Here is a 19,221-nt window from a genome sequence, read left to right on the forward strand (position 1 = left end):
GGACACGGTCCGTGCGCCTCCATTCCCGGAGAGGATCGACATGCGCCTTCCCAGCCTTCGATTCGCGGCGGCCCTGGCCTGCGCCGGGGTCTGCGCCCTGCCGCTGCCGGCCGCCGCCCAGAGCACGGGCTACGTCACCGGCTTCCCCGGCAAGGACCCGGCCGGCGACGACGAAATCGGCTGGGGGCCGGCCTATCGCCCGGAGACCAGCTTCTCGCAGCCGGGCACGCCGCCGACCCCGGGCGACTTCGCCGGCGCCGCCTACCGGGCGCGTACGGGGCGCGGCCCCTACGACGCCGTGCAGGGCACCGGGCTGCGCGGCGCCCGCTTCGCACCGGACGACGCGGTCGCGGAGCCGTCGCGCCGGCGCCACCGCGCCGTTCGCCACCACCCGACCCGGGGACGGCACGCCGACCGCTGATCGCGCGACGTCAGGATAGGACGGCACCGCGCGCGCTGTCGGGGCTGACATGATTTGCCTTGACGCGCGCGGTACCCCACCTCGTGGTCAGAGCCGCCCGCCGCGCCGCATACGGGACCCAAGCCCTCGATGACAGCCGCCATCCCCTTCACGAACACCTATGCCCGCCTGCCGGAGCACTTCTTCGCTTCCGTCGATCCCACGCCCGTGGCGGCGCCGCGCCTGATCCGGGTCAACCGGGACCTCGCCGCGGAACTCGGAATCGACCCCGCCTGGCTCGAGAGCCCCGAGGGCGTCGCCGTGCTGGCGGGCAACCGGGTTCCGGAGGGCGCCGAGCCCCTGGCGATGGCCTATGCGGGCCACCAGTTCGGTAACCGCGTGCCCCAACTCGGCGACGGACGGGCGATCCTCCTCGGCGAGGTCGTCGGCCGCGACGGCCTGCGCCGCGACATCCAGCTGAAAGGTTCGGGCCCGACGCCGTTCTCCCGGCGGGGCGACGGCCGCGCCGCCCTTGGGCCGGTCCTGCGCGAATACATCATCAGCGAGGCCATGACGGCGCTCGGCATCCCCAGCACCCGCGCCCTGGCGGCGGTGCTCACGGGGGATTCGGTTATGCGCGAGACGGTGCTGCCCGGCGGGGTCCTGACCCGGGTCGCCACCAGCCATATCCGCGTCGGCACCTTCCAGTATTTCGCCATGCGGGGCGACGTGGACGGCGTGTGGGCGCTGGCCGACCACGTCATCGGCCGGCACGACCCGGACCTGGCGGAGGCTCCGAATCCCTACGCCGCCTTGCTGACCCGGGTGGTGGAGCGGCAGGCCGACCTCGTCGCGCGCTGGCTCCTCGTGGGCTTCATCCACGGGGTGATGAACACCGACAATTGCGCGGTCTCCGGCGAGACCATCGATTTCGGGCCCTGCGCCTTCCTCGACGCCTACGACCCTTCGGCCGTGTTCAGCGCCATCGACGAGTACGGCCGCTACGCCTACGGCAATCAACCCGGCATCCTGCACTGGAACCTGACCCGGTTCGCCGAGGCGCTCCTGCCCCTGTTGGCGCACGAGGCCGAGGCGGGCATTGCCGTGGCGCAGGATTGCCTCGCCGTCTTCGGGCCCCGGTTCGAGGCGGCCTATCACGGCGGTCTCCGGGCCAAGCTCGGCCTCACGACGGACCAGGATGCGGACGGCGAACTCGGCCGCGCCTTCCTGGAGGCGATGCAGGCCGGCGGCGCCGACTTCACCCTGACCTTCCGGCGGCTCGGGCAGGCCGCCCTCGGCCCGGAAGGCGACGCGGCCGTGCGCGACCTGTTCGGCGACCCGGGACTGTACGACGCCTGGGCGACCCGCTGGCGGGCGCGGCTCGCCGCCGAGCCACTTGATCCGGCCGCGCGCCGAGCGGCGATGGACCGGGTCAATCCGGCCTTCATTCCGCGCAACCACCGGGTCGAGGCGGTGATCCAGGCAGCCATCGCCCGCGATGACTTCGCGCCCTTCCACGAACTCGTGACGGTTCTGGCCCGGCCTTACGACGACCAGCCCGCCTTCGCGGCCTATGCCGAGCCGCCCCAGCCGCACGAGCGGGTGCTGCAGACCTTCTGCGGCACCTGACGGCATAGAACCGGCGCGGGCGGCCGGGCGAGAAGGACACGCGATACCGTGACGGGCGGGATCGGGGAGGGTCCGGCCGAACCGCTGGAGCGGCCCGGCTCCGAGAGGGCCGAGCCGGCCATGCCCGCCGTTGACGGTCCCCGCCCGACGCCACAGGCGCGGTTTGCAAAAGCTCTGGTATACCGTATTCCATGGGTGCGTTAGCCCAAGCGGACAGGTGTACCGATGAGCCAGATCGTGAAGCCGGATCGCCCGATCTGGCCGCCCGTACCCGAGACGACCGTGCCACCCCAGCCGCAGGCACCCCGTTCCGAACCTCGGGCAGCGCCGGCCGAAGCGAAGGATCGTGACGCCGCCCTGCACGAGGCCCTGCTGGCCGAGAGTGACGCCAAGGCCGGTCTCAGCGTCTTCGAGGGGGTCGGCTCCTTCTCGGGATGAACCCTTCCCATCGGGTCGTATCCGGTGCGGTGAAGGCTACCAACGCTGCACCGCCCCGGACATCGCGGTCGTGGCGAGAGACCCCGGCCTCAGGCCGCGGGCGTGACGGCCTCATCCCGCGCTGCCTCGGCACCCTCGTGCCACGAGACCGCGAAGAGCCGCATGTCGCGCGTGTCCGCGCAGTCCGAGGGGGGCATGTCGGCGAGGTGCAGGCGCGAGCGGACGGCCGGGCTGAGCAGCCGGACGAGATCGTACGACCCCGCGAGCGTCAGGTTCGCCGCCTTCGCCCGTGCCTCGATCCGGGCGAGCCGGTTCATCGCCGTCCCCAGCACCGTGAACTCGGCCCGGTGGCCGTCGTCGAAGACGCCGACCAGCACCTCGCCCGCATGAAGCGCCATGGTGATGCGCAGGAGCGGCCGGCCCTCGCCGCGTCGCTCGGCGTTGAGCCGCTCGAGCCGCGTCGCGATGGTCCGGGCGCAGCCGAGGGCCGCTTCGGCCTGGGCCTGCGGCCGCCCGACGATGAACTGGGCCAGGATGCCGTCGCCCACATACTTGTCGACAATGCCGCCGTGCTCCATCACCGCCACGTGGGTGAGCGCCCGAACGTCGAGCAGCGCCCGCACCACTTCCTCCTGCGAATGCTCCCGCGAAAAGGCCGAGAACCCCCGCAGGTCGAGGCCGAACAGGCAGGCGTGACGCGACTGGACCCCAGCGAGGCCGCCGCCGCTCTCCGCCAGCTCGCCCGCCACCCGGCTGGGCACGAAGCGGGCGAGGCTGGCCCGCTCCCGCTCCGTGCGCAGGGCCGTGCTCACCGCCGACCGCAGGCGCCGGACCCCGTCGATGACCACGAGGCTCGCGGCCGCGAAGGTCAGGAGGCCGGTCACCTCCTCCTCGAGGGTGACGTAGGGGCCGAGCAGCGTGTGGTCGGGCTCCAGGAACGCGAGCAGGATGGTGCCGCCCCAGGCAAGGCTCACGAGCCCCGAGAACACGACCGTGTGCCAGACCCGCATGCTGAGACCCGTCTGCAGCAGCAGGAGAAAGGCCGGCAGCCGGCTCACCGCCGTCGCGGTCTCCTCCGTCTCCACCGCGCCGACCAGGATGTGCTCGACGACGAGGAACAGGGCCACGCCGGCATTCAGCAGGGTCGCGCTCCAGGTCAGCCACGCATTCGTGCGTTCCGTGCGCCCATCGCGATGGGCGGCGCGCCAATCGGCGAGGGCGAGCCCCAGGGACACCACGGCGTAGACCCCGAGGCCGACCCAGTGATGGATGGAGTGGCTCGAGCCGTCGTAGCCCTGGGCGGTGGCCAGCAGCACCAGAACGATGAGGAGGTGCAGGACGAGGGAGCGGCGCCCCGACGCGAGCTGGAGGCGATTCAGGACCGTGGAATCACCCGCGTTCGGACGGCGACGGGAAGGGAGACGCATGACGGGGGCGATCGATCAGGGTGGGGCGGCGCCTTAAAGCATTTTCAAGCGAGGTGGATGCCGGCTCGCGTGAAGAAAAGGCGACCCCGCAATGAGATAGAGCATTGTCGGTGATCCAGGGATCACCGAAAATGCTCTATCACGCCGCGCCGGCCGGGCACACGCGTCCGGGCACACGTTTCAAAGCGCGCCCTCGCGAATGGCGCCGGGGTCGGCCAGCGCGTGCAGCAGGCGCGCGGCGCTGTGGGCGAAGCGCAGGGTCACGGCCTTGCGGCGGGGGCCGCTCAGGGGGTGATCGGCGGGGTCGCGCAGGATCGCGGCCCCGAAGGCGTCGGCGACGATCAGGCCGGCCTCGTCCGGGGTCAGGGTGGTGGACAGGGTCTCGGGGATCGCGAAATAGAAACGGTCGCAGTAACCCCGGTAATCCGGCCATTTCCGGTCGGCCCGGAAATCCGCCACGCTCGACTTGATCTCCACGATGGTCAGACGGCCGGCCGGGCACAGGGCGATGACGTCGGCACGCCGACCGTTGGCCAGGGAAAATTCCGGGATGGTGACGTGACCGAGTTCGGCGAAGAGCCGCCGGACGCCGCGCTGGACCTGGAGCGCGGTGGCCGATTGGCGCCGGTCGGGCGGGAGGATGACGTTCGCGAGGGCTGCTGACATACGGCTCCGGTCGGTCGTGCGATCTGTTCCGAATCGGGATCGCGCCCAGCAAACCAGCCGGCGGCCGCCTTGTCACCTGCGACCCCGTTGCGCGTGCGCCGCCCGCATGCTCCGATCGCTTCGGACCCGGAAGGAGGGAGCCCTGCTGGAGGAGCGAGCCGAGGCGCGGGGCGCAGACCGCGCCGCCGACATGCACCGTGTCACCCGCGATCTGCGCCGCCTGGAAGCCCTGGTCGCGCGCCGGCGCCTGCGGGTGCGGCTCCTGCGGACCTTGCGCGGCGGTCTCGGGGCGGGTGCGACGCTGGCGGCCCTGATCAAGCTGAAGGTCGCGGGCTCGCTCGCGGTGAAACTCGGCCTCGCGGCGCTGGTGGGGCTCGGGCTCGCCTGGCCCTTCGTCGCCCTCGCGGTCATCTTTCTCGCGGGGCTCGTGCTGTCGATCCTGAGCCTGTTCGGGGAGGGCTCCGTCTCGTGCCCGGACGGCGATTGCGATTGCGGGTGCCACCGGCGCGAGGCCCGCGCCGAGCGCCTCCGGCAGCTGATCGCCCGGCGCCGGGACTGGCTCGCCGAGCCGGCCGGCCCCGCCCCAGGCCGGCGAACGGGTGCGGCTCAGCCCTTGAAGTAGCTCAGGATGCCGGCGCCCGGCGCCAGCATGAGGAAGGACCAGGCGAGCGCCGACGTCACATTGGCGATCTGGAAGGGCAGGCGCTTGACTCCGAAGATGCCGGCGATCAGCGGCACCACGGCCCGGGCGGGCCCGATGAAGCGGCCGATCACGATCCCGCCAGCCCCCCATTTGTGGCAGAATTCCTCCGCGCGGGCGACGATGGCGGGGTAGCGCCGCATCGGCCACATCTGCTTGGCGCCCTCCTTGTAGTAGTGCCCGAACTCGTAGGAGACCCAATCGCCCAGGGCTGCGCCCAGGGCGCCTGCGAGCATCACGGGCCAGAACGGAATGCCGATCGCCCCCATCAGCGCGCCGATGCCGAGAAGCAGCACGGTCGCGGGTACCAGCAGCGACAGGAAGGCCAGCGATTCGCAGAAGGCGAGCACGCCCACGATGAGCGGTGTCCAGCCCTGGTGTGCCTCCACGAAGGCGAGGGTGCTGGCGCGGAGGGCTTCGAAATCCATGGGGCTCGCTTGTCGGCTCGGGCTGCCACGCTGTGGCCGAGGCCGCGCCCCGGGGCAAGAGCAGGACGTTCGCAACCGGCGGGCCCGAGTGGTCGCCACCGGCGGGGCCGAGCGCCCGGCCGCGCGCGAGGACGGGGTGCGAAGGCTGGGAAAACTGGGTTAAGCCCTGGATCCGATCGCCCATCGCCACCGGAGACCCGGCTTGAACATTCTCTCGATCCAGTCGCACGTCGCCTTCGGCCATGTCGGCAACACCTCGGCGGTGTTTCCGATGCAGCGCCTGGGCGTCGAGGTCTGGGCGATCCACACGGTGCAGTTCTCCAACCACACCGGCTACGGTGCCTGGCGGGGGCGGGTCTTCGACGGCCCGGCCATCGAGGACCTCGTCGCGGGCATCGCGGAGCGCGGCGTGCTCGGCACCTGCGACGGGGTGCTGTCGGGCTACATGGGCTCGGCCGATATCGGCACCGCCATCGTGGCGGCGGTGGCCTCCGTGCGGGCCCTGAACCCGAAGGCGCTCTATGCCTGCGATCCGGTGATGGGCGATGTGGGCCGGGGCATCTACGTCCGACCGGGGATTCCCGAATTCCTGCGCGCGCAGGCCGTGCCGGCCGCCGACATCGTCACGCCGAACCAGTTCGAGCTGAATTGGCTCTCGGGCCTGCCCACCGGCACCCTGGCGGAGACCAAGCGGGCGGTGGCCTCGGTGCAGGCGCTCGGCCCCCGCGTCGTCCTCGTCACCTCCCTCGTCACCGACGACACGCCCGCCGACGCCATCGACCTGATGGCCGGGGAGGGGGGCGCGTTCTGGCGCCTGCGCACGCCGCGCCTGCACCTCGACGTGAACGGCGCCGGGGACGCCATCGCGGCGCTCTTCCTCGTGCACTACGCCCGTACCGGCTCGGCCGCCCTGGCGCTCGGCATGGCCGGCGCCTCGGTCTACGGCCTGCTGCGGCGTACGCTGGAGGCCGGCTCCCGCGAGATCCTGACGGTGGCGGCCCAGGACGAGTTCGTCGCGCCGAGCGAGACGTTCCCCGTGGAGACGGTCTAAGGTCCAGGCCTCGTCAGCCGGGAGATACCGCCCATGCCGCGCCGCTTCGTGACCCTCGACGTGTTCACCGACACCGCGCTCACCGGCAATCCCCTCGCCGTGGTGCTGGACGCCGAGGGACTCGACACGGGCGCGATGCAGGCGCTGGCCGCCGAGTTCAACCTCTCCGAGACGGTGTTCGTACTGCCCCCTGAGGCGGAGCGTCACCGGGCGCGGCTGCGGATCTTCACCCCCGCCTCAGAACTCCCCTTCGCGGGGCATCCCACCCTCGGCACCGCCGTGCTCCTGGCGCTCCGCGACCGGCGGGCGGGCCTCACGGACGCCCTGGCCTTCGGCCTGGAGACCGTGCTCGGCACCCTCGCGTGCGTGGTCGAGCCCGGCGAGGGACGTGGCACCGGGCGCTTCAAGATGCCGGTCCTGCCGGAATTCCTGGGGCCGGGCCCGGAGCCGGAGGCGATCGCCGCCGCCCTCGGCCTGGAGGCGGCCGAGATCGGCTTTCGCCGCCACGCCCCGAGCCGCCACCGCGCGGGTCCGAGCTTCCTGTTCGTGCCGCTGGCGAGCCGCGAGGTCCTCGACCGGGCCCGCGTGGTCCCGTCCGCCCTCGACGATCTCGGCGAACCGGCGGCGCTCTACTGCTATACCCCCGATCCGGACGGGTCGGGGCAGCACTACCAGGCCCGGATGTTCGCGCCGCATCTCGGCGTCGCCGAGGACCCGGCGACCGGCTCGGCGGCGGCGGCCTTCTCCGGGGTGATGATGCAGTTCGAGCCCCTCGGCGACGGCGAGCATGACATCGTCCTGCGCCAGGGCGTCGCCATGGGCCGCCCGAGCACCATCGGGGTGCAGGTCTGCATCGGCGCGGGCGCCCTGCGCTCGGTGGAGATCAGCGGCGCCGCCGTCCTGGTGAGCGAGGGCAGCCTGCTTGTCTGACGGCTTCACGCTGACGCCGATCCGCCACCTCGACGCCCGGCTGGTGACCCACGACTGGACCTGGGCGGAGGCCAACGCCGACGCCATCGCCACGCACTGGGACCGGCGGCGCGCGGCGGCGCCGGAGATGTTCGACGGGTGCGTCCTCCTCGCCTGCGCCTGCCGGATCGAGGGGGATGTCTGCCGGGTCGACCTGTTCGAGACCCGCTTCTCGCGCTTCATCGCCTTCCGGGATGCCGGCTCGCCGGACCCGACCGTCTTCAACGCCTTCGCGGCGGTGGTGCCCTGGACCTCGGACGGCGCCGCGCTCCTCGGCATCATGGGCGCTCACACCGCGAATGCCGGCCAGGCCTACTTCCCCTGCGGGACGCCGGACCGGCAGGACATCCGGCCCGGCGGGCGCGTGGACCTCGCCGGCAGCGCGGCCCGGGAATTCCGGGAGGAGACCGGTATCGGCCTGGCGGCCGACGCCCCCGAGGCCTGGGTGCTGCTCGCCGGACGGAGCCAGCGCGCCTTCCTGCGCCCGGTGCGCTTTCCCGACGACGCACAGACCCTCCTCGCCCGCATGGAGACGCATCGCCGCGCGGAGGCGGCGCCGGAACTCGTGGGCTTCCTGGCGGCCCGGGGGCCGGACGACATCGACGGCGCCCGGATGCCCGGCTTCGTGCGAGCCTACCTCGCCGACGCCTTCGCGGGCGCCTACGGGTAGCCGTAGCGGGCCTTGGCGGCGGCGAGGAGGCCGAGGGCCTCGCGCTCGCGTCCGCCCTGGCAGGCGCTCGCGGCATTGCGCAGGTCGGCGCTGAAGCGCTCCCCCACCGGCGCGTTCAGGTTGCCCGTGGCGACGTCGCTGTCCACCACGGCCTGCGTCCGGGCGATGGCCGGGCCGCAGCCGCTGCCCTGGGGCAGGGGGGCGGCGACTACGGGGGCCGCCGCGACGGCGGCGGGCGGGGCCGAGGCCTTCGGTGTGCAGGCGCCGAGCAGGGCAGCGGCGAGAAGGGCGGCGGCGAGGCTGGCGCGGGACACGGCGACTCCTGACGGCACGGGGCGCTGTGCATACGGCACAGCTTGATCCGCACCGGTTCTGCGTCGCGCCGCAGCGCGGGTCAATCGCGGGGCCCCCTTGCGCGGAACGGTTACCGATTCGTCATGTCGGTCGTCGGCATCAGCCCTGTCTCCGTTCAGGAGAGGACGCCGGACAAGCCAGGCGAAGGCGGTCCGGCAGGCTCGATCTGATCGCCGGAACGCGCCTCACGGAGCCCAAAACAGCGATGCCTCCCGGAGGGAGGCATCGGCGGTCGATCGGGCGATCAGCGGCGGCGGAACTGGCCGCGCATGGGCGGGCGGGGGCCCGAGGAACGCTCGTCCTTGTGCCGGAACACGAGGCGGCCCTTTTCCAGATCGTAGGGTGACATCTCGACGGTGACGCGGTCGCCGGCTAGAGTCTTGATGCGGTTCTTCTTCATCTTGCCGGCCGTGTAGGCCACGATCTCGTGGCCCTGATCGAGCTGCACGCGGTAGCGTGCGTCCGGCAGGATCTCGATCACGAGACCATCGAACTGCATCAACTCTTCTTTGGCCATCCACACTCTCCAGCCGGACGGCCTGAAATGGGGCGACCCGGGACACTAAACGAAGCCGTTCGGCAAAACGCGGCGGGCGGCGGGTCCGATCCGATCGGATGCGCAACACCGGCGAGCGTTGCCCCGACATAATGTCCGCGCGCTCCGGACGCAAGCGTTTCCCGAATCCGGCCCAATCCGATGCGGCGCGCTCACCGTCGCGCCGGGGTTGGGCGCCCCACGGTCTCACGGCGCGTCGGCGTCGTTCCCCGCGTAATCGATACGCCCGTCCGGCGTCCGGCGCCAGACCTGGAGGCCGAAGGCGGGGCGGCGCGGATCGGCCCTGAGGTCGCCCTTGCCGTCGAAGGCGATCTCCCCGAGGAACGTCCGGACCGTTACGCCCTGGCGCAGGTAAGCGGCGACCGCCCGGGCCTCGGCGGTCCGCGCACCCTCCACGCCCTGGCGCAGCACCTCGACCGCCGCGTATGCCCGGGCCGCCACCGCATCGGCCTCGGGCGTCCGTGGACCCCGGGCGCCCTTCGGGTCCGGCAGCTTCCGGGGCTCCGGCGTCAGGGTCATCACCGTGCCCTCCGCCGCCGGTCCGGCCGCCTGCGGGAAGGCCGGGTCGGCAAGCCCGTCGGTGCCCACCAGGGGGACGTTCAGCCCGGCCTCCCGCAGGCCGCGCAGGAGCAGGGCCGCCTCCGGCCCGAGGCCGCCGAAATAGACCGCCTCGACCCGTGCCCGTTTCAGCCGCGCGACGAGGGCGCCGGCGTCCCGCTCGCCGCGCGGCAGGGTTTCGAAGGCGACTTCGGATTGGCCCTGCGCCTTCAGGAGGCGGCCGACCTCCTCGGCGAGGCCGCGTCCGAACGGGCTCTTGTCATGGACGAGGCCGATGCGCTGCCCGGGATGGCGCCGGAGGAGGTAGGCGGCGGCCGCGGCGGCCTGCTCGCCGTCGTTCGGCATGGCGCGAAAGACGTTCCAGAGGCCCTTGGCCGTCAGCCCCGGAAACCCGCTCCCCGGCAGGATCGCGACGATACCCGCATCGGCGTAGGCGGGCAGCGCCAGACCGGCGACCCCGGCATGGAACGGGCCGACGACGAGACCGACCCGCTCGGTCGCGAAGCGCTGGGCCACCGCGAGGCCCTGCTTACCGTCGCCGGCATCGTCCGCCACCACGAGGACGAGGCGCTGCCCGTTGACGCCGCCCGCCCGGTTGAGATCCGCCACCGCCTGCTCCGCCCCGAGGCGCAGACCCTGTCCGAAGGCCGCGTCCGGGCCGGTGAGCGGCGCCGACAGCCCGATCCGCACCTGCGCCCCGGCGTGCCCGGAGGCGAGGCAGGCCGCGAGGGCGAGGATCATGGCGCATGAGGCGGACGTGAGAGTTGGCATCGGCGCGGTGAGTCCGGTTCTCGGGGCGGCGGCACTGGGGACGGGATCGGACCCAGGCTGATCCGGCGCCCAGGATAAGCCCGCTCCGTCGGTGCGGGAAGTCACGCCGCGTGCGCGCTCGCGGCATCGCCGCATTGCCACGGCGGCGCGGGAGCTTACCTCACCGGGACGTGTTTTAAAGTTCGCGGGCTCGCCCCGCGCGCGGCGGCGACGCATCGCCCGCTCCCGGAGTTCGCCAGCCCATGCTGTCCAATGAGTCCGACATCCTGGCCGCCGCCGAAGCCTGGCGCCGCGAGGGGCGCGGGGTGGCGCTCGCCACCGTGATCGAGACCTGGGGTTCGGCGCCGCGTCCGGTGGGAAGCCACCTCGTCGTGGACGACGCGGGCAACTTCCTCGGCTCGGTCTCCGGTGGCTGCGTCGAAGGGGCGGTGATCACCGAGAGCCTCGATGCGATCGCCGACGGGCGCGCCCGGACGATCGCGTTCGGCGTCGCCGACGAGACGGCGTGGCAGGTCGGCCTGTCCTGCGGCGGGCGCATCCGCGTCTTCGTCGAACCCGTGGCCTGAGGCGCCGGCATGCAGATCGAGATCCTCGCCACCCTCAACGCGGAACGCGCCGCGCGCCGGGCCGCGATCCTGGTGACCGACCTCGAGGGCGGCGCCCAGCGGGTGGTGCGCGAGGCCGAGCTTGCCGCCGACCCCCTCGCCGACCTCCTGGCGCGGCACCTCGCCTCGGGCCAGAGTGGCCTCGTGGAAGCCGGGGGCCGCACGCTGTTCCTGACCGTGCAGGCCCCGCCCGTGCGCCTCGTCGTGATCGGCGCCGTGCATATCAGCCAGGCCCTGTGTCCGATGGCGCGCGCCCTCGACCTCGCGGTCACCGTCATCGATCCGCGCACGGCCTTCGCGACGCCCGAGCGCTTTCCCGGGATCGACCTCGTGGCGCACTGGCCCGACGATGCCTTCGCGGGGCCGGTCGCGCCCCTTGACCACTACTGCGCCGTGGCGGCCCTGACCCACGACCCCAAGATCGACGATCCCGCCCTCGCCGCCGCGCTCAGGGCGGAGTGCTTCTACGTGGGGGCCCTCGGCTCGCGCAAGACCCACGCGGCCCGCGTCGCCCGGCTGGCCGGGGCCGGGTTCGGGGAGGCCGCGATCGGCCGGATCGCGGCGCCGATCGGCCTCGACATCGGCGCCGTCAGCCCGGCCGAGATCGCGGTCTCGATCTTGGCCCAGATCGTCGCCGCGCAGCGTGCCCCGCGCACCGGGGCACCTAAGTGAAGTTCGGGACGGTGCCGACCCGCGAGGCCGGCGGCCTCATCGCCGCCCATACGGTGCGGGCGCACGACGTGACCCTGCGCAAGGGGCTTGTCATCCCCGCCGAGGATGCGGCGCGCCTCGCGGCGGGGGGCCTGTCCGAACTCGTCGCCGTCACCCTCGAACCCGGGGACGTGGGGGAAGATGCGGCGGCCGAGCGCCTCGCCGCGCACCTGGCAGGCCCGCACCTCACCCGCGAGCCGCCGTTCACCGGGCGATGCAACCTCCACGCCGCCACGGCCGGGCTGCTGCGGATCGACCGCGCGGCCATCGACGCGGTGAATGGCATCGACGAGGCGATCACGGTGGCGACCCTGCCGGCCCACAAGCCGGTGGTGGCCGGCGAGATGGTGGCGACGATCAAGATCATTCCGTACGCGGTCTCGGGCGAGGCCCTGGGCCGCGCCTGCCGCGCCGCGCCCGTGGGTGCGCTCGACGTCGCGCCCTATTGTTTGCGCCGCGTCGGGGTCGTCTCCACGCTCCTGCCCGGCCTCAAGCCGGCGACCATCGACAAGACCCTGGCCAACCTGCGCCGCCGCCTCGCCCCGACCGGGGCCGAACTCGTCAGCGATGCGCGCGTGCCGCACCGCGCGGAAAGCCTGGCCGGGGCGATCGGCGCGGCGATCCGGGAGGACCGAGCCGAGCTCGTCGTGGTGTTCGGCGCCTCCGCCATCGCCGATCGCCGCGACGTGATCCCCACCGCCATCGAGGCGGCCGGCGGACGGGTGGAGCATCTCGGCATGCCGGTGGACCCCGGCAACCTTCTCCTCGTGGGCGGGGTCGGCGACGTGCCGGTGATCGGCGCGCCCGGCTGCGCCCGCTCGCCCAAGGAGAACGGGTTCGACTGGGTGCTGCACCGGCTGCTCGCCGGCCTCGCGGTCACCCGGGCCGATATCGTCGCCCTCGGCGTCGGCGGCCTCCTGATGGAGATCGTCTCCCGGCCCCAGCCCCGCTCCGGTGGCGACCCGGCCCAGGATACCGAGGGCGAGTACGATGCCTGACCTCGGCCTCATCCTCCTCGCCGCCGGGCGCGGCACCCGCTTCGGGGCGGACCCCAAGCTCCTGCAGCCCCTCGCGGGGCGCCCCCTCGTGCGCCATGCCGCCGAAGCCGCCATCGGCGCGGGCCTCGGCCCGGTCGTGGCGGTGCTGGGGGCCCATGCCGACCGGGTCGGAATAGCCCTCGACGGGCTCGACCTCGTGCGCGTGCCGAACCCGGCCCACGCGGAGGGTCTCTCGACCTCGCTCCGGGCGGGCCTCGCTGCCCTTCCGGCCGATCTCGCGGGGGTCCTCGTGCTTCTCGGCGACATGCCGCGCGTGACCGCCCGCCACCTGATCACCCTCGCGGAGGCGTTCCGCCGGGCGGACCCGGTCCCGTCCGCCGTGGTGCCGGTCCATGCCGGTCAGCGCGGCAACCCGGTTCTGCTCAACCGTCAGCGCCTGGGCCCCGCCCTCGCGCGCCTCACCGGCGACCAGGGGGCGGGGCGCCTGCTCGCGGGTCGCGACGACGTGCTCGAACTCGCGATGGATGCGGGGGTGACCCTCGATATCGATACCCCGGCGGCCCTGGCCGCCCTCGGGTGAGCGTTCAGCCGCGCGCGCCGTCGTCGGGCGCGCCCCGCCTGGCGCTGGATTTGGCCTCGGACCGGCACCGGTCCGAGCAGTAGCGGACCTCGTCCCAGACCCGCTCCCATTTCTTGCGCCACGCGAAGGGCTTGCCGCATTGGGCGCAGATCTTGGTGGGCAGGTCGCCCTTCTTGCGCATCCGCGCCATGGTTTGTAGCCCGATCGCGTTCGAAGCCGAAGAGGGGGCGCCTACCGCCCCAGATGCCCGGCCTCCGTGGCCGGAATCGGGCTCCAGCGGTTGAGCTGGATGTAGCCGTCGCGGGCCGCCACGACGATGTGGCGCCGGTAGCGGTGCACGACGCTGCCGGGGGTGTGCCGGTGCGACTCGCGCCAACCCTCGGCGTCCGCCACGTAGACCCGCGTCTCGCCCACCCGGGCCAGGGTCTCGATGGTGCCGAAGGCCCGCACCCGGCGCAGGATGGCTTCGACCTCGGCCCGGAAATCCAGCGTGCGATCCGCATCCGTCACCCGTGGCCAGTAGGACCCCGCGCCCTGCGGCACGGGGGTTCTCCAGAGAGCCGGCAGGTCGCGGGCGATGGGCCCGGCGGCGATGCGGCGCGCCGCCATCTGGCACTTCGCCAGCAGGGATTCGTGGGACTCCCGCTCACTCAGCGGGAAGCGCTCCTGGGCGAGGATGTCGCCGGTGTCGAAGCCGTCTTCGGCCAGGACATGGGCGGTGACGCCCCATTCGGGCTGCCCGTCGCTGATCGCCTTGAACAGGGGGTAGGGCCCGCGGCCCATGGGAAGCGGCGAGGGATGGAAGTTCAACCCGTAGGCCGAAGCATTGCGCCAGCCGCGCACGAGCCAGGGATAACCGGCCACGACCAGTGCCCAGTCCCGCCCGTGCGCCTCCGCCAGGGCGGCGAGATCCTCCGGCTTCATCCGCGAGATCTGCATCGGCACGCGATGGCGGCGCGCGCTCGCCACCACGGCCTCGTTGTGGTCGTAGATCCCGTCGCAGGGCCGGGTGAACAGCTTGATCGGCGTCCAACCCGCCCCGACCAGGGCCTCGAACACGCCGCCGAGGAAATCGATGCCAGCAAAGGCGAACTTCATGCGGCTCCCAACATTCCTGCGACGTCACGGATCGGCCGATCCCGCGCGCCGGCGGCTCCCCGCCAGCGGCTTACGCCATACCTAAGGGATCGGCAGCGGATTGGGAGCCAAAATGGCGCGGGACATCGCCGAGATCGAAACGGACCGGCACCGGCCTGCCCGGAGCACCGGAACTCTCGGCCGCTCCCGGCGGGAGGCGTGAGTCCCATCCGCACGCTCCGCTTCCTCCTCGGCGACCAGCTGACCCGCCGCATCGCCACCCTCACGGACCTCGACCCGGACCACGACGTGGTGCTGCTGGTCGAGGTCCGGGCGGAGGCGACCTACGTGCGCCACCATAAGCAGAAGATCGCTTTCCTGTTCTCGGCCATGCGGCATTTCGCGGCCGAGCTTGAGGCCGAGGGCGTGCGGGTGGATTACGTCCGCCTCGACGATTCCGCCAACACCGGCAGCTTCACCGGTGAGCTCATGCGCGCCATCGCCCGCCACGAACCCGACCGGGTCGTGGTCACGGAGCCGGGCGAGTGGCGGGTCTGGGAGATGATGCAGGCCTGGCGCGACGATGCCGCGGTGCCGGTGCAGATCCGCGACGACAACCGCTTCCTCTGTCCCCGCGCCGACTTCGCCGCCTGGGCCGGGGACCGTCGGAGCCTGCGCATGGAGACGTTCTATCGCGGCATGCGCCGGCGTACCGGGCTGCTCATGGACGGGGGAGAGCCGACCGGCGGCCGTTGGAACTTCGACGCCGAGAACCGCAAGGGCCTGCCGAAGGGGCACACACTGCCCGAGCGGGTCGGCTTCCCGCCGGACGCCATCACCCGGGATGTGATCGCCCTCGTGGAGGCCGCGTTCGCCGACCATTTCGGCGCGACCGAGGCCTTCGCCTGGCCGGTGACCCGCGCCGACGCGCTCGCGGCCTTCCGGCACTTCCTCGCGGTCGGGCTGCCGCATTTCGGCGACTACCAGGACGCCATGCGGACGGGGGCCCCGTTCCTGTACCACGCACTCATTTCTCCGGCACTGAATGCCGGACTCCTTACGCCCGAGGAAGTCTGCCGCGCAGCGGAGCGGGCCTACCGCGAGGGGGCCGCCCCCCTCCACTGCGTCGAGGGCTTCATCCGGCAGATCCTGGGCTGGCGCGAATACGTGCGCGGGCTCTATTGGGCGCGGATGCCGGACTACGCGGGCTCGAATGCCCTGGAGGCCACCCGCGATCTGCCGTGGTTCTACTGGTCGGGCGAGACCGCGATGAACTGTCTGGCGCAGAGCATCGCCGACACGCGCGCGCATGCCTACGCCCACCACATCCAGCGCCTGATGGTGACGGGCAACTTCGCGCTGCTCGCCGGGATCGCACCGGCCCAGGTGGAGGAATGGTACCTCGTCGTCTACGCCGATGCCTACGAATGGGTGGAACTGCCCAATGTCCACGGCATGGTGCTCTGGGCCGATGGCGGCGTGATGGGCTCGAAGCCCTACGCGGCCTCCGGCGCCTACATCAACCGCATGTCGGATTACTGCCGGGGTTGCGCCTATGACGTGGCGAAGCGGACCGGTCCCACGGCCTGCCCGTTCAACGCGCTCTACTGGAATTTCCTGATCACGCATGCGGACCGGCTGTCCGGCAATCCCCGCCTCGCGATGCCCTACCGAAACCTCGCGCGCCTCGACCCGAGCGTCCGGGCCGAAATCCAGGCGCAGGCGGCTCGCTTCCTCGACGGACTCGCGGCGCCGAGCCCGCCGGTCCAGGGCGCCCTCGATCTCGCGCCGCCGCCACGTCGCGCGCCGGCCCGGCGCAAGGTTCCCAAGGCTACCAAGGCCCCTGGGGCTACCAAGGCGTCCAGGCCGTGAGGCCCACATAGGCGGCGGTGTCCCGCCGGGCGCTGGCCATCTGCAGGCCGGCAGCGAGCCGCAGGCTGAATCGGCCGAGGGCGAAATCCGTCGCGTGCAGTCCGACATTCCATTTCGCGTAGCCGGTCTCGTCGCGATAATGCGCGAGTTCGGGCCCGAGATAGGTGCCCCAGAACCGGTACCCCCAGGAGAGCCGGCCCCAGGCGCTCATGCGCGTGCTGCCGAGGATGAGCGTGGCCGTGAGCAGCGTATCGTCGCTCGGCCGGGCCCAGACCTCGCCGTGCAGGCGCAGGCCGAAGCGGGCGGGGAGCACCTGGACGCAGCTGCAGCCCGACAGCACGTCCATCGTGCCCTCAGGCCCCGCATAGGCCGCGACCACTCCCCATTCCGGGAACCACTGGTATCCGAACACCACGGCGCCGACGATGCTGTCCCGGGTCAGCGCGCCTTCCCGCCGGCGCCCGGCGCCGAGGTTCGCGAGGGCGACGAAGCCTTCCCGGTCGACCCGGTCGAGCGCCACCTTCGCGCCACCGCTGACGAAGACCGAGGGGCTCGCCTCCAGGCTGCCGAACAGCAGCAGCGAGGTGGGGGACGTCGCCTCCGCGCCCGCGACGGCCATCGGGGCGACGAACCCGCCGAGGCATCCCACGAGGCGCACCCACCGGAGCGGGCCGCGAAGACATCCTCCATGGGATCGCAAGGGTCGGCCGGTCTCACAGCAACAGAAGCCGCAATCTTCAACGGTCTTGGTGCGCAATCAACGCTGGGTTGAAAAACCTGATGCTTTTTCGAACGATCTCTCAACAGCTCAGCTCGCGCAGACGAGCGGTCGAAGTCGATGCGATATCTTAGAGAATTCGTTCTTGATAATTGAAACTTGAGGTTGTCTCTCTCGTGGGCCGTGTCATCGCGCACGCGATGGATCGGACCGGTCGTCGGGAGCCCCCGATTCGCCGTGCGGTCCGGGGCGTTCGCTTGGCGTTGCGACTCAACTCGGCTACAGCCCGCCTCAGGACAGTCGCCAACGGCCGAGCTTTCTTGTCACCTGCTGCCAGAACTTCCGAAGTTCTCACCGTGCTCGCCGAGCAGGAGGGGGAACGCCTGACTGTCGGGGACATCGTCGCCGTCCTGAAGGATCGCGCGTTCGCGCTCCTCATCGTGATCCTCGGGTTGCCGAACTGCCTGCCGATGCCGCCGCCGATTCCCCTGGTGTGCGGCCTGCTGCTGCTTCTGGTGGCGGTTCAGATCACGGCCGGCATGGCGTCGCCCTGGCTGCCGCGCGCGCTCCTGCGGCGCTCCGTGGCCCGCAAGGACGTTGAGCGCGCCGCCGGGCGGGCCGTGCCGCTGCTGCGCCGCCTCGAGCACTGGTCGCGTCCCCGCATGAGCCTGTTCGAGACCGGTCTCGGCATGCGCGGCGTCGGGCTGCTGCTGCTCACCCTGTCGCTGGCCCTGATCGTGGCCGCGCCCATCGTCGGCCAGATTCCCCTGGGGCTGGCGATCTGCCTTCTCGGCCTCGGTCTTGTGGAGCGCGACGGTGTCGTGGTCCTGGGCGGCGTCGCGATCGGCGCCCTCGGCGTCCTGCTGAATGCCGGCTTCGTCTACGCGATCGTCTCGGGCATCATGGGCCTGTTCAACCTCTGAGGACCCGGCTCGTGAGGTCCCGGGCACGCCATGACGGCGCCCGCCGGGCTCAGGCTTCGAGGTGGCGCCCGCGGAACAGGCGATAGACCAGACCGCCGCGACGCCCGACCAGCATCGAGGCGAGGTAGAGGCCGCCAGCCGCCAGCACGATGGCGGGCCCGGTCGGCACGTCGGCCCGGTACGAGAAGCTGAGGCCGATCACGCTCGACAGCATGGCGATCAGGACGGAGGCGGGGATCATCCCCGACAGGTCGGCGGCCCAGAACCGTGCCGCGATGGCCGGAAGCAGCATCAGCCCCACCGCCAGCAGGGTGCCGAGCGCCTGGAAGCCGCCCACGAGGTTCATCACCACGAGGCCCAGGAAGGCGTAATGCACCGGACCGCCGGCCCGGCTGACCGTGCGCAGGAACAGCGGGTCGACGCATTCCATGACCAGCGGCCGGTAGATCGCCGCCAGGCCGAACAGCGTCACGGTCGCGATGCCGCCGAGGAGCCAGAGGGCCGGGTCGTCGAGCGCGAGCACGCTGCCGAACAGGATGTGCAGCAAATCGATCTGCGATCCGCGCAAGGAGACCAGCAGGACGCCGCCCGCCAGCGAGATCAGGTAGAAGGCGGCCAGACTCGCATCCTCCTTGATGGCGGTGGAGCGGGTGACGAGCCCGGCCATCAGCGCCACGCACAGGCCCGCCGCGAGGCCGCCCAGCGTCATCGCGGGCAGCGACAGCCCTGCGACCAGGAAGCCGACCGCCGCTCCCGGCAGGATGGCGTGGCTCATGGCATCGCTCATCAGGCTCATGCGCCGCAGCATCAGGAAAACGCCGACGGGCGGCGCCGAGAGCGAGAGGGCGAGGCAGCCGACCAGGGCCCGGCGCATGAAGCCGAACTCGATGAAGGGGCCGAACAGGAGGTCGATCAAGCGGCGTGTCCGTGGCCGCGCGCCGGATCGGGCGCGGCGGGCTTCGGGGGGCTCGGCACCTTGGCCGGCGAAGGCCCGTGATGCCCCTCCCCATGCGCGTGATGCTCATGGGCGTGGGCGTGGGCATGGGCGTGAGAATGGTCGTGGTCGTGGCCGGTCGCCGGCACCGCGTGGCGACCGCAGACGGCCGCGTCCTCGTCCCAG

The 19,221-nt window shown here is 72.2% G+C and carries 23 protein-coding genes and 1 pseudogene; 13 read left to right on the forward strand and 11 right to left on the reverse strand.

Features of this window, described 5'->3' with window-relative positions; genetic code table 11:
* The first annotated feature begins 40 nt into the window (after positions 1-40).
* The 3 genes from MFF30_RS13690 (at position 41) to MFF30_RS13700 (ending at position 2,467) form a co-directional block, all read left to right on the forward strand.
* Complete coding sequence (locus MFF30_RS13690) at positions 41-421, forward strand: hypothetical protein (RefSeq protein ID WP_238279972.1); 381 nt, start codon at positions 41-43, stop codon at positions 419-421.
* Between the two features lie 129 nt (positions 422-550).
* Positions 551-2,029: a protein adenylyltransferase SelO gene (locus MFF30_RS13695; protein ID WP_238279973.1), complete on the forward strand. Its 1,479-nt coding sequence runs from the start codon at positions 551-553 to the stop codon at positions 2,027-2,029.
* A 225-nt stretch (positions 2,030-2,254) separates the two neighbouring features.
* Positions 2,255-2,467, forward strand: a complete 213-nt coding sequence (locus MFF30_RS13700; RefSeq protein ID WP_238279974.1) for a hypothetical protein — start codon at positions 2,255-2,257, stop codon at positions 2,465-2,467.
* Between the two features lie 89 nt (positions 2,468-2,556).
* On the opposite strand, the gene MFF30_RS13705 is transcribed toward MFF30_RS13700, so the two are convergent.
* Together MFF30_RS13705 and MFF30_RS13710 are read right to left on the reverse strand one after the other, a co-directional pair.
* Positions 2,557-3,894 (reverse strand): adenylate/guanylate cyclase domain-containing protein, encoded by a 1,338-nt coding sequence (locus MFF30_RS13705; RefSeq protein ID WP_238279975.1) that lies wholly within the window; start codon positions 3,892-3,894, stop codon positions 2,557-2,559.
* A 180-nt stretch (positions 3,895-4,074) separates the two neighbouring features.
* Positions 4,075-4,560: an MmcB family DNA repair protein gene (locus MFF30_RS13710; protein WP_238279976.1), complete on the reverse strand. Its 486-nt coding sequence runs from the start codon at positions 4,558-4,560 to the stop codon at positions 4,075-4,077.
* Positions 4,561-4,666: 106 nt separating this feature from the next.
* On the opposite strand from MFF30_RS13710, the gene MFF30_RS13715 reads away from it, so the two are divergent.
* Positions 4,667-5,182 (forward strand): hypothetical protein, encoded by a 516-nt coding sequence (locus MFF30_RS13715; protein ID WP_238279977.1) that lies wholly within the window; start codon positions 4,667-4,669, stop codon positions 5,180-5,182.
* Here MFF30_RS13715 and MFF30_RS13720 read toward each other — a convergent pair.
* Complete coding sequence (locus MFF30_RS13720; protein WP_238279978.1) at positions 5,167-5,688, reverse strand: DedA family protein; 522 nt, start codon at positions 5,686-5,688, stop codon at positions 5,167-5,169. The genes MFF30_RS13715 and MFF30_RS13720 overlap by 16 nt on opposite strands.
* Positions 5,689-5,890: 202 nt before the next feature.
* Here MFF30_RS13720 and pdxY point away from each other — a divergent pair, with 202 nt between their 5' ends.
* Genes pdxY through MFF30_RS13735 form a run of 3 tightly spaced genes read left to right on the forward strand, consistent with a single transcriptional unit; the run spans position 5,891 to position 8,378 of the window.
* Entirely contained in the window at positions 5,891-6,739 is an 849-nt protein-coding gene (gene pdxY, locus MFF30_RS13725) for a pyridoxal kinase PdxY (protein ID WP_238279979.1), read from the forward strand.
* 33 nt (positions 6,740-6,772) lie between these two features.
* A complete protein-coding gene (locus tag MFF30_RS13730; protein ID WP_238279980.1) occupies positions 6,773-7,669 on the forward strand; it encodes a PhzF family phenazine biosynthesis protein in 897 nt (298 codons plus the stop codon).
* On the forward strand, positions 7,662-8,378 hold the full coding sequence (locus tag MFF30_RS13735; protein ID WP_238279981.1) for an NUDIX hydrolase: 717 nt from the start codon (positions 7,662-7,664) through the stop codon (positions 8,376-8,378). The genes MFF30_RS13730 and MFF30_RS13735 overlap by 8 nt, the downstream gene beginning before the upstream one ends.
* Here MFF30_RS13735 and MFF30_RS13740 read toward each other — a convergent pair.
* From MFF30_RS13740 to MFF30_RS13750, 3 genes are all read right to left on the reverse strand, one after another.
* Positions 8,369-8,692: a hypothetical protein gene (locus MFF30_RS13740; protein ID WP_238279982.1), complete on the reverse strand. Its 324-nt coding sequence runs from the start codon at positions 8,690-8,692 to the stop codon at positions 8,369-8,371. The genes MFF30_RS13735 and MFF30_RS13740 overlap by 10 nt on opposite strands.
* A 284-nt stretch (positions 8,693-8,976) precedes the next feature.
* On the reverse strand, positions 8,977-9,249 hold the full coding sequence (gene infA / locus MFF30_RS13745) for a translation initiation factor IF-1 (protein WP_056178999.1): 273 nt from the start codon (positions 9,247-9,249) through the stop codon (positions 8,977-8,979).
* 225 nt (positions 9,250-9,474) lie between these two features.
* Positions 9,475-10,617 (reverse strand): branched-chain amino acid ABC transporter substrate-binding protein, encoded by a 1,143-nt coding sequence (locus tag MFF30_RS13750; RefSeq protein ID WP_238279983.1) that lies wholly within the window; start codon positions 10,615-10,617, stop codon positions 9,475-9,477.
* 242 nt (positions 10,618-10,859) lie between these two features.
* Here MFF30_RS13750 and MFF30_RS13755 point away from each other — a divergent pair, with 242 nt between their 5' ends.
* From MFF30_RS13755 to MFF30_RS13770, 4 genes are read left to right on the forward strand one after another with little or no spacing between them, the layout of a single operon-like run.
* Positions 10,860-11,183: an XdhC family protein gene (locus MFF30_RS13755; RefSeq protein ID WP_238279984.1), complete on the forward strand. Its 324-nt coding sequence runs from the start codon at positions 10,860-10,862 to the stop codon at positions 11,181-11,183.
* 9 nt (positions 11,184-11,192) lie between these two features.
* Complete coding sequence (locus MFF30_RS13760) at positions 11,193-11,894, forward strand: XdhC family protein (RefSeq protein ID WP_238279985.1); 702 nt, start codon at positions 11,193-11,195, stop codon at positions 11,892-11,894.
* Complete coding sequence (locus tag MFF30_RS13765) at positions 11,891-12,931, forward strand: molybdopterin-binding protein (RefSeq protein ID WP_238279986.1); 1,041 nt, start codon at positions 11,891-11,893, stop codon at positions 12,929-12,931. Before MFF30_RS13760 ends, MFF30_RS13765 begins: the two co-directional genes overlap by 4 nt.
* Complete coding sequence (locus MFF30_RS13770) at positions 12,924-13,511, forward strand: nucleotidyltransferase family protein (protein WP_238279987.1); 588 nt, start codon at positions 12,924-12,926, stop codon at positions 13,509-13,511. Before MFF30_RS13765 ends, MFF30_RS13770 begins: the two co-directional genes overlap by 8 nt.
* A gap of 4 nt (positions 13,512-13,515) precedes the next feature.
* On the opposite strand, the gene MFF30_RS13775 is transcribed toward MFF30_RS13770, so the two are convergent.
* A complete protein-coding gene (locus tag MFF30_RS13775) occupies positions 13,516-13,701 on the reverse strand; it encodes a DUF2256 domain-containing protein (protein ID WP_238279988.1) in 186 nt (61 codons plus the stop codon).
* A gap of 41 nt (positions 13,702-13,742) precedes the next feature.
* Positions 13,743-14,609 (reverse strand): methionyl-tRNA formyltransferase, encoded by an 867-nt coding sequence (locus MFF30_RS13780; protein ID WP_238279989.1) that lies wholly within the window; start codon positions 14,607-14,609, stop codon positions 13,743-13,745.
* A gap of 198 nt (positions 14,610-14,807) precedes the next feature.
* On the opposite strand from MFF30_RS13780, the gene MFF30_RS13785 reads away from it, so the two are divergent.
* Positions 14,808-16,460 (forward strand): cryptochrome/photolyase family protein, encoded by a 1,653-nt coding sequence (locus MFF30_RS13785; RefSeq protein WP_283205898.1) that lies wholly within the window; start codon positions 14,808-14,810, stop codon positions 16,458-16,460.
* Here the strand turns inward: MFF30_RS13785 and bcsS are convergent.
* Positions 16,438-17,118: a cellulose biosynthesis protein BcsS gene (bcsS, locus tag MFF30_RS13790; RefSeq protein ID WP_238279990.1), complete on the reverse strand. Its 681-nt coding sequence runs from the start codon at positions 17,116-17,118 to the stop codon at positions 16,438-16,440. The genes MFF30_RS13785 and bcsS overlap by 23 nt on opposite strands.
* A 380-nt stretch (positions 17,119-17,498) precedes the next feature.
* On the opposite strand from bcsS, the gene MFF30_RS13795 reads away from it, so the two are divergent.
* Entirely contained in the window at positions 17,499-18,101 is a 603-nt protein-coding gene (locus tag MFF30_RS13795; RefSeq protein WP_283205899.1) for an exopolysaccharide biosynthesis protein, read from the forward strand.
* A gap of 49 nt (positions 18,102-18,150) precedes the next feature.
* On the opposite strand, the gene MFF30_RS13800 is transcribed toward MFF30_RS13795, so the two are convergent.
* Together MFF30_RS13800 and MFF30_RS13805 are read right to left on the reverse strand one after the other, a co-directional pair.
* Entirely contained in the window at positions 18,151-18,975 is an 825-nt protein-coding gene (locus tag MFF30_RS13800) for a metal ABC transporter permease (RefSeq protein ID WP_238280001.1), read from the reverse strand.
* 38 nt (positions 18,976-19,013) lie between these two features.
* Positions 19,014-19,221, reverse strand: a pseudogene (locus MFF30_RS13805) (hypothetical protein); the annotation flags it as partial.

It is taken from the genome of Methylobacterium goesingense (assembly GCF_022179225.1).
GTDB lineage: Bacteria > Pseudomonadota > Alphaproteobacteria > Rhizobiales > Beijerinckiaceae > Methylobacterium > Methylobacterium goesingense.

Coding starts and splice junctions, on each gene's coding strand:
- MFF30_RS13690 (WP_238279972.1), top strand. CDS start 41: ATGCGCCTTCCCAGCCTTCGATTCGCGGCGGCCCTGGCCTGCGCCGGG.
- MFF30_RS13695 (WP_238279973.1), top strand. CDS start 551: ATGACAGCCGCCATCCCCTTCACGAACACCTATGCCCGCCTGCCGGAG.
- MFF30_RS13700 (WP_238279974.1), top strand. CDS start 2,255: ATGAGCCAGATCGTGAAGCCGGATCGCCCGATCTGGCCGCCCGTACCC.
- MFF30_RS13705 (WP_238279975.1), bottom strand. CDS start 3,894: ATGCGTCTCCCTTCCCGTCGCCGTCCGAACGCGGGTGATTCCACGGTC.
- MFF30_RS13710 (WP_238279976.1), bottom strand. CDS start 4,560: ATGTCAGCAGCCCTCGCGAACGTCATCCTCCCGCCCGACCGGCGCCAA.
- MFF30_RS13715 (WP_238279977.1), top strand. CDS start 4,667: ATGCTCCGATCGCTTCGGACCCGGAAGGAGGGAGCCCTGCTGGAGGAG.
- MFF30_RS13720 (WP_238279978.1), bottom strand. CDS start 5,688: ATGGATTTCGAAGCCCTCCGCGCCAGCACCCTCGCCTTCGTGGAGGCA.
- MFF30_RS13730 (WP_238279980.1), top strand. CDS start 6,773: ATGCCGCGCCGCTTCGTGACCCTCGACGTGTTCACCGACACCGCGCTC.
- infA (WP_056178999.1), bottom strand. CDS start 9,249: ATGGCCAAAGAAGAGTTGATGCAGTTCGATGGTCTCGTGATCGAGATC.
- MFF30_RS13750 (WP_238279983.1), bottom strand. CDS start 10,617: ATGCCAACTCTCACGTCCGCCTCATGCGCCATGATCCTCGCCCTCGCG.
- MFF30_RS13755 (WP_238279984.1), top strand. CDS start 10,860: ATGCTGTCCAATGAGTCCGACATCCTGGCCGCCGCCGAAGCCTGGCGC.
- MFF30_RS13760 (WP_238279985.1), top strand. CDS start 11,193: ATGCAGATCGAGATCCTCGCCACCCTCAACGCGGAACGCGCCGCGCGC.
- MFF30_RS13770 (WP_238279987.1), top strand. CDS start 12,924: ATGCCTGACCTCGGCCTCATCCTCCTCGCCGCCGGGCGCGGCACCCGC.
- MFF30_RS13775 (WP_238279988.1), bottom strand. CDS start 13,701: ATGGCGCGGATGCGCAAGAAGGGCGACCTGCCCACCAAGATCTGCGCC.
- MFF30_RS13780 (WP_238279989.1), bottom strand. CDS start 14,609: ATGAAGTTCGCCTTTGCTGGCATCGATTTCCTCGGCGGCGTGTTCGAG.
- MFF30_RS13800 (WP_238280001.1), bottom strand. CDS start 18,975: ATGCGCCGGGCCCTGGTCGGCTGCCTCGCCCTCTCGCTCTCGGCGCCG.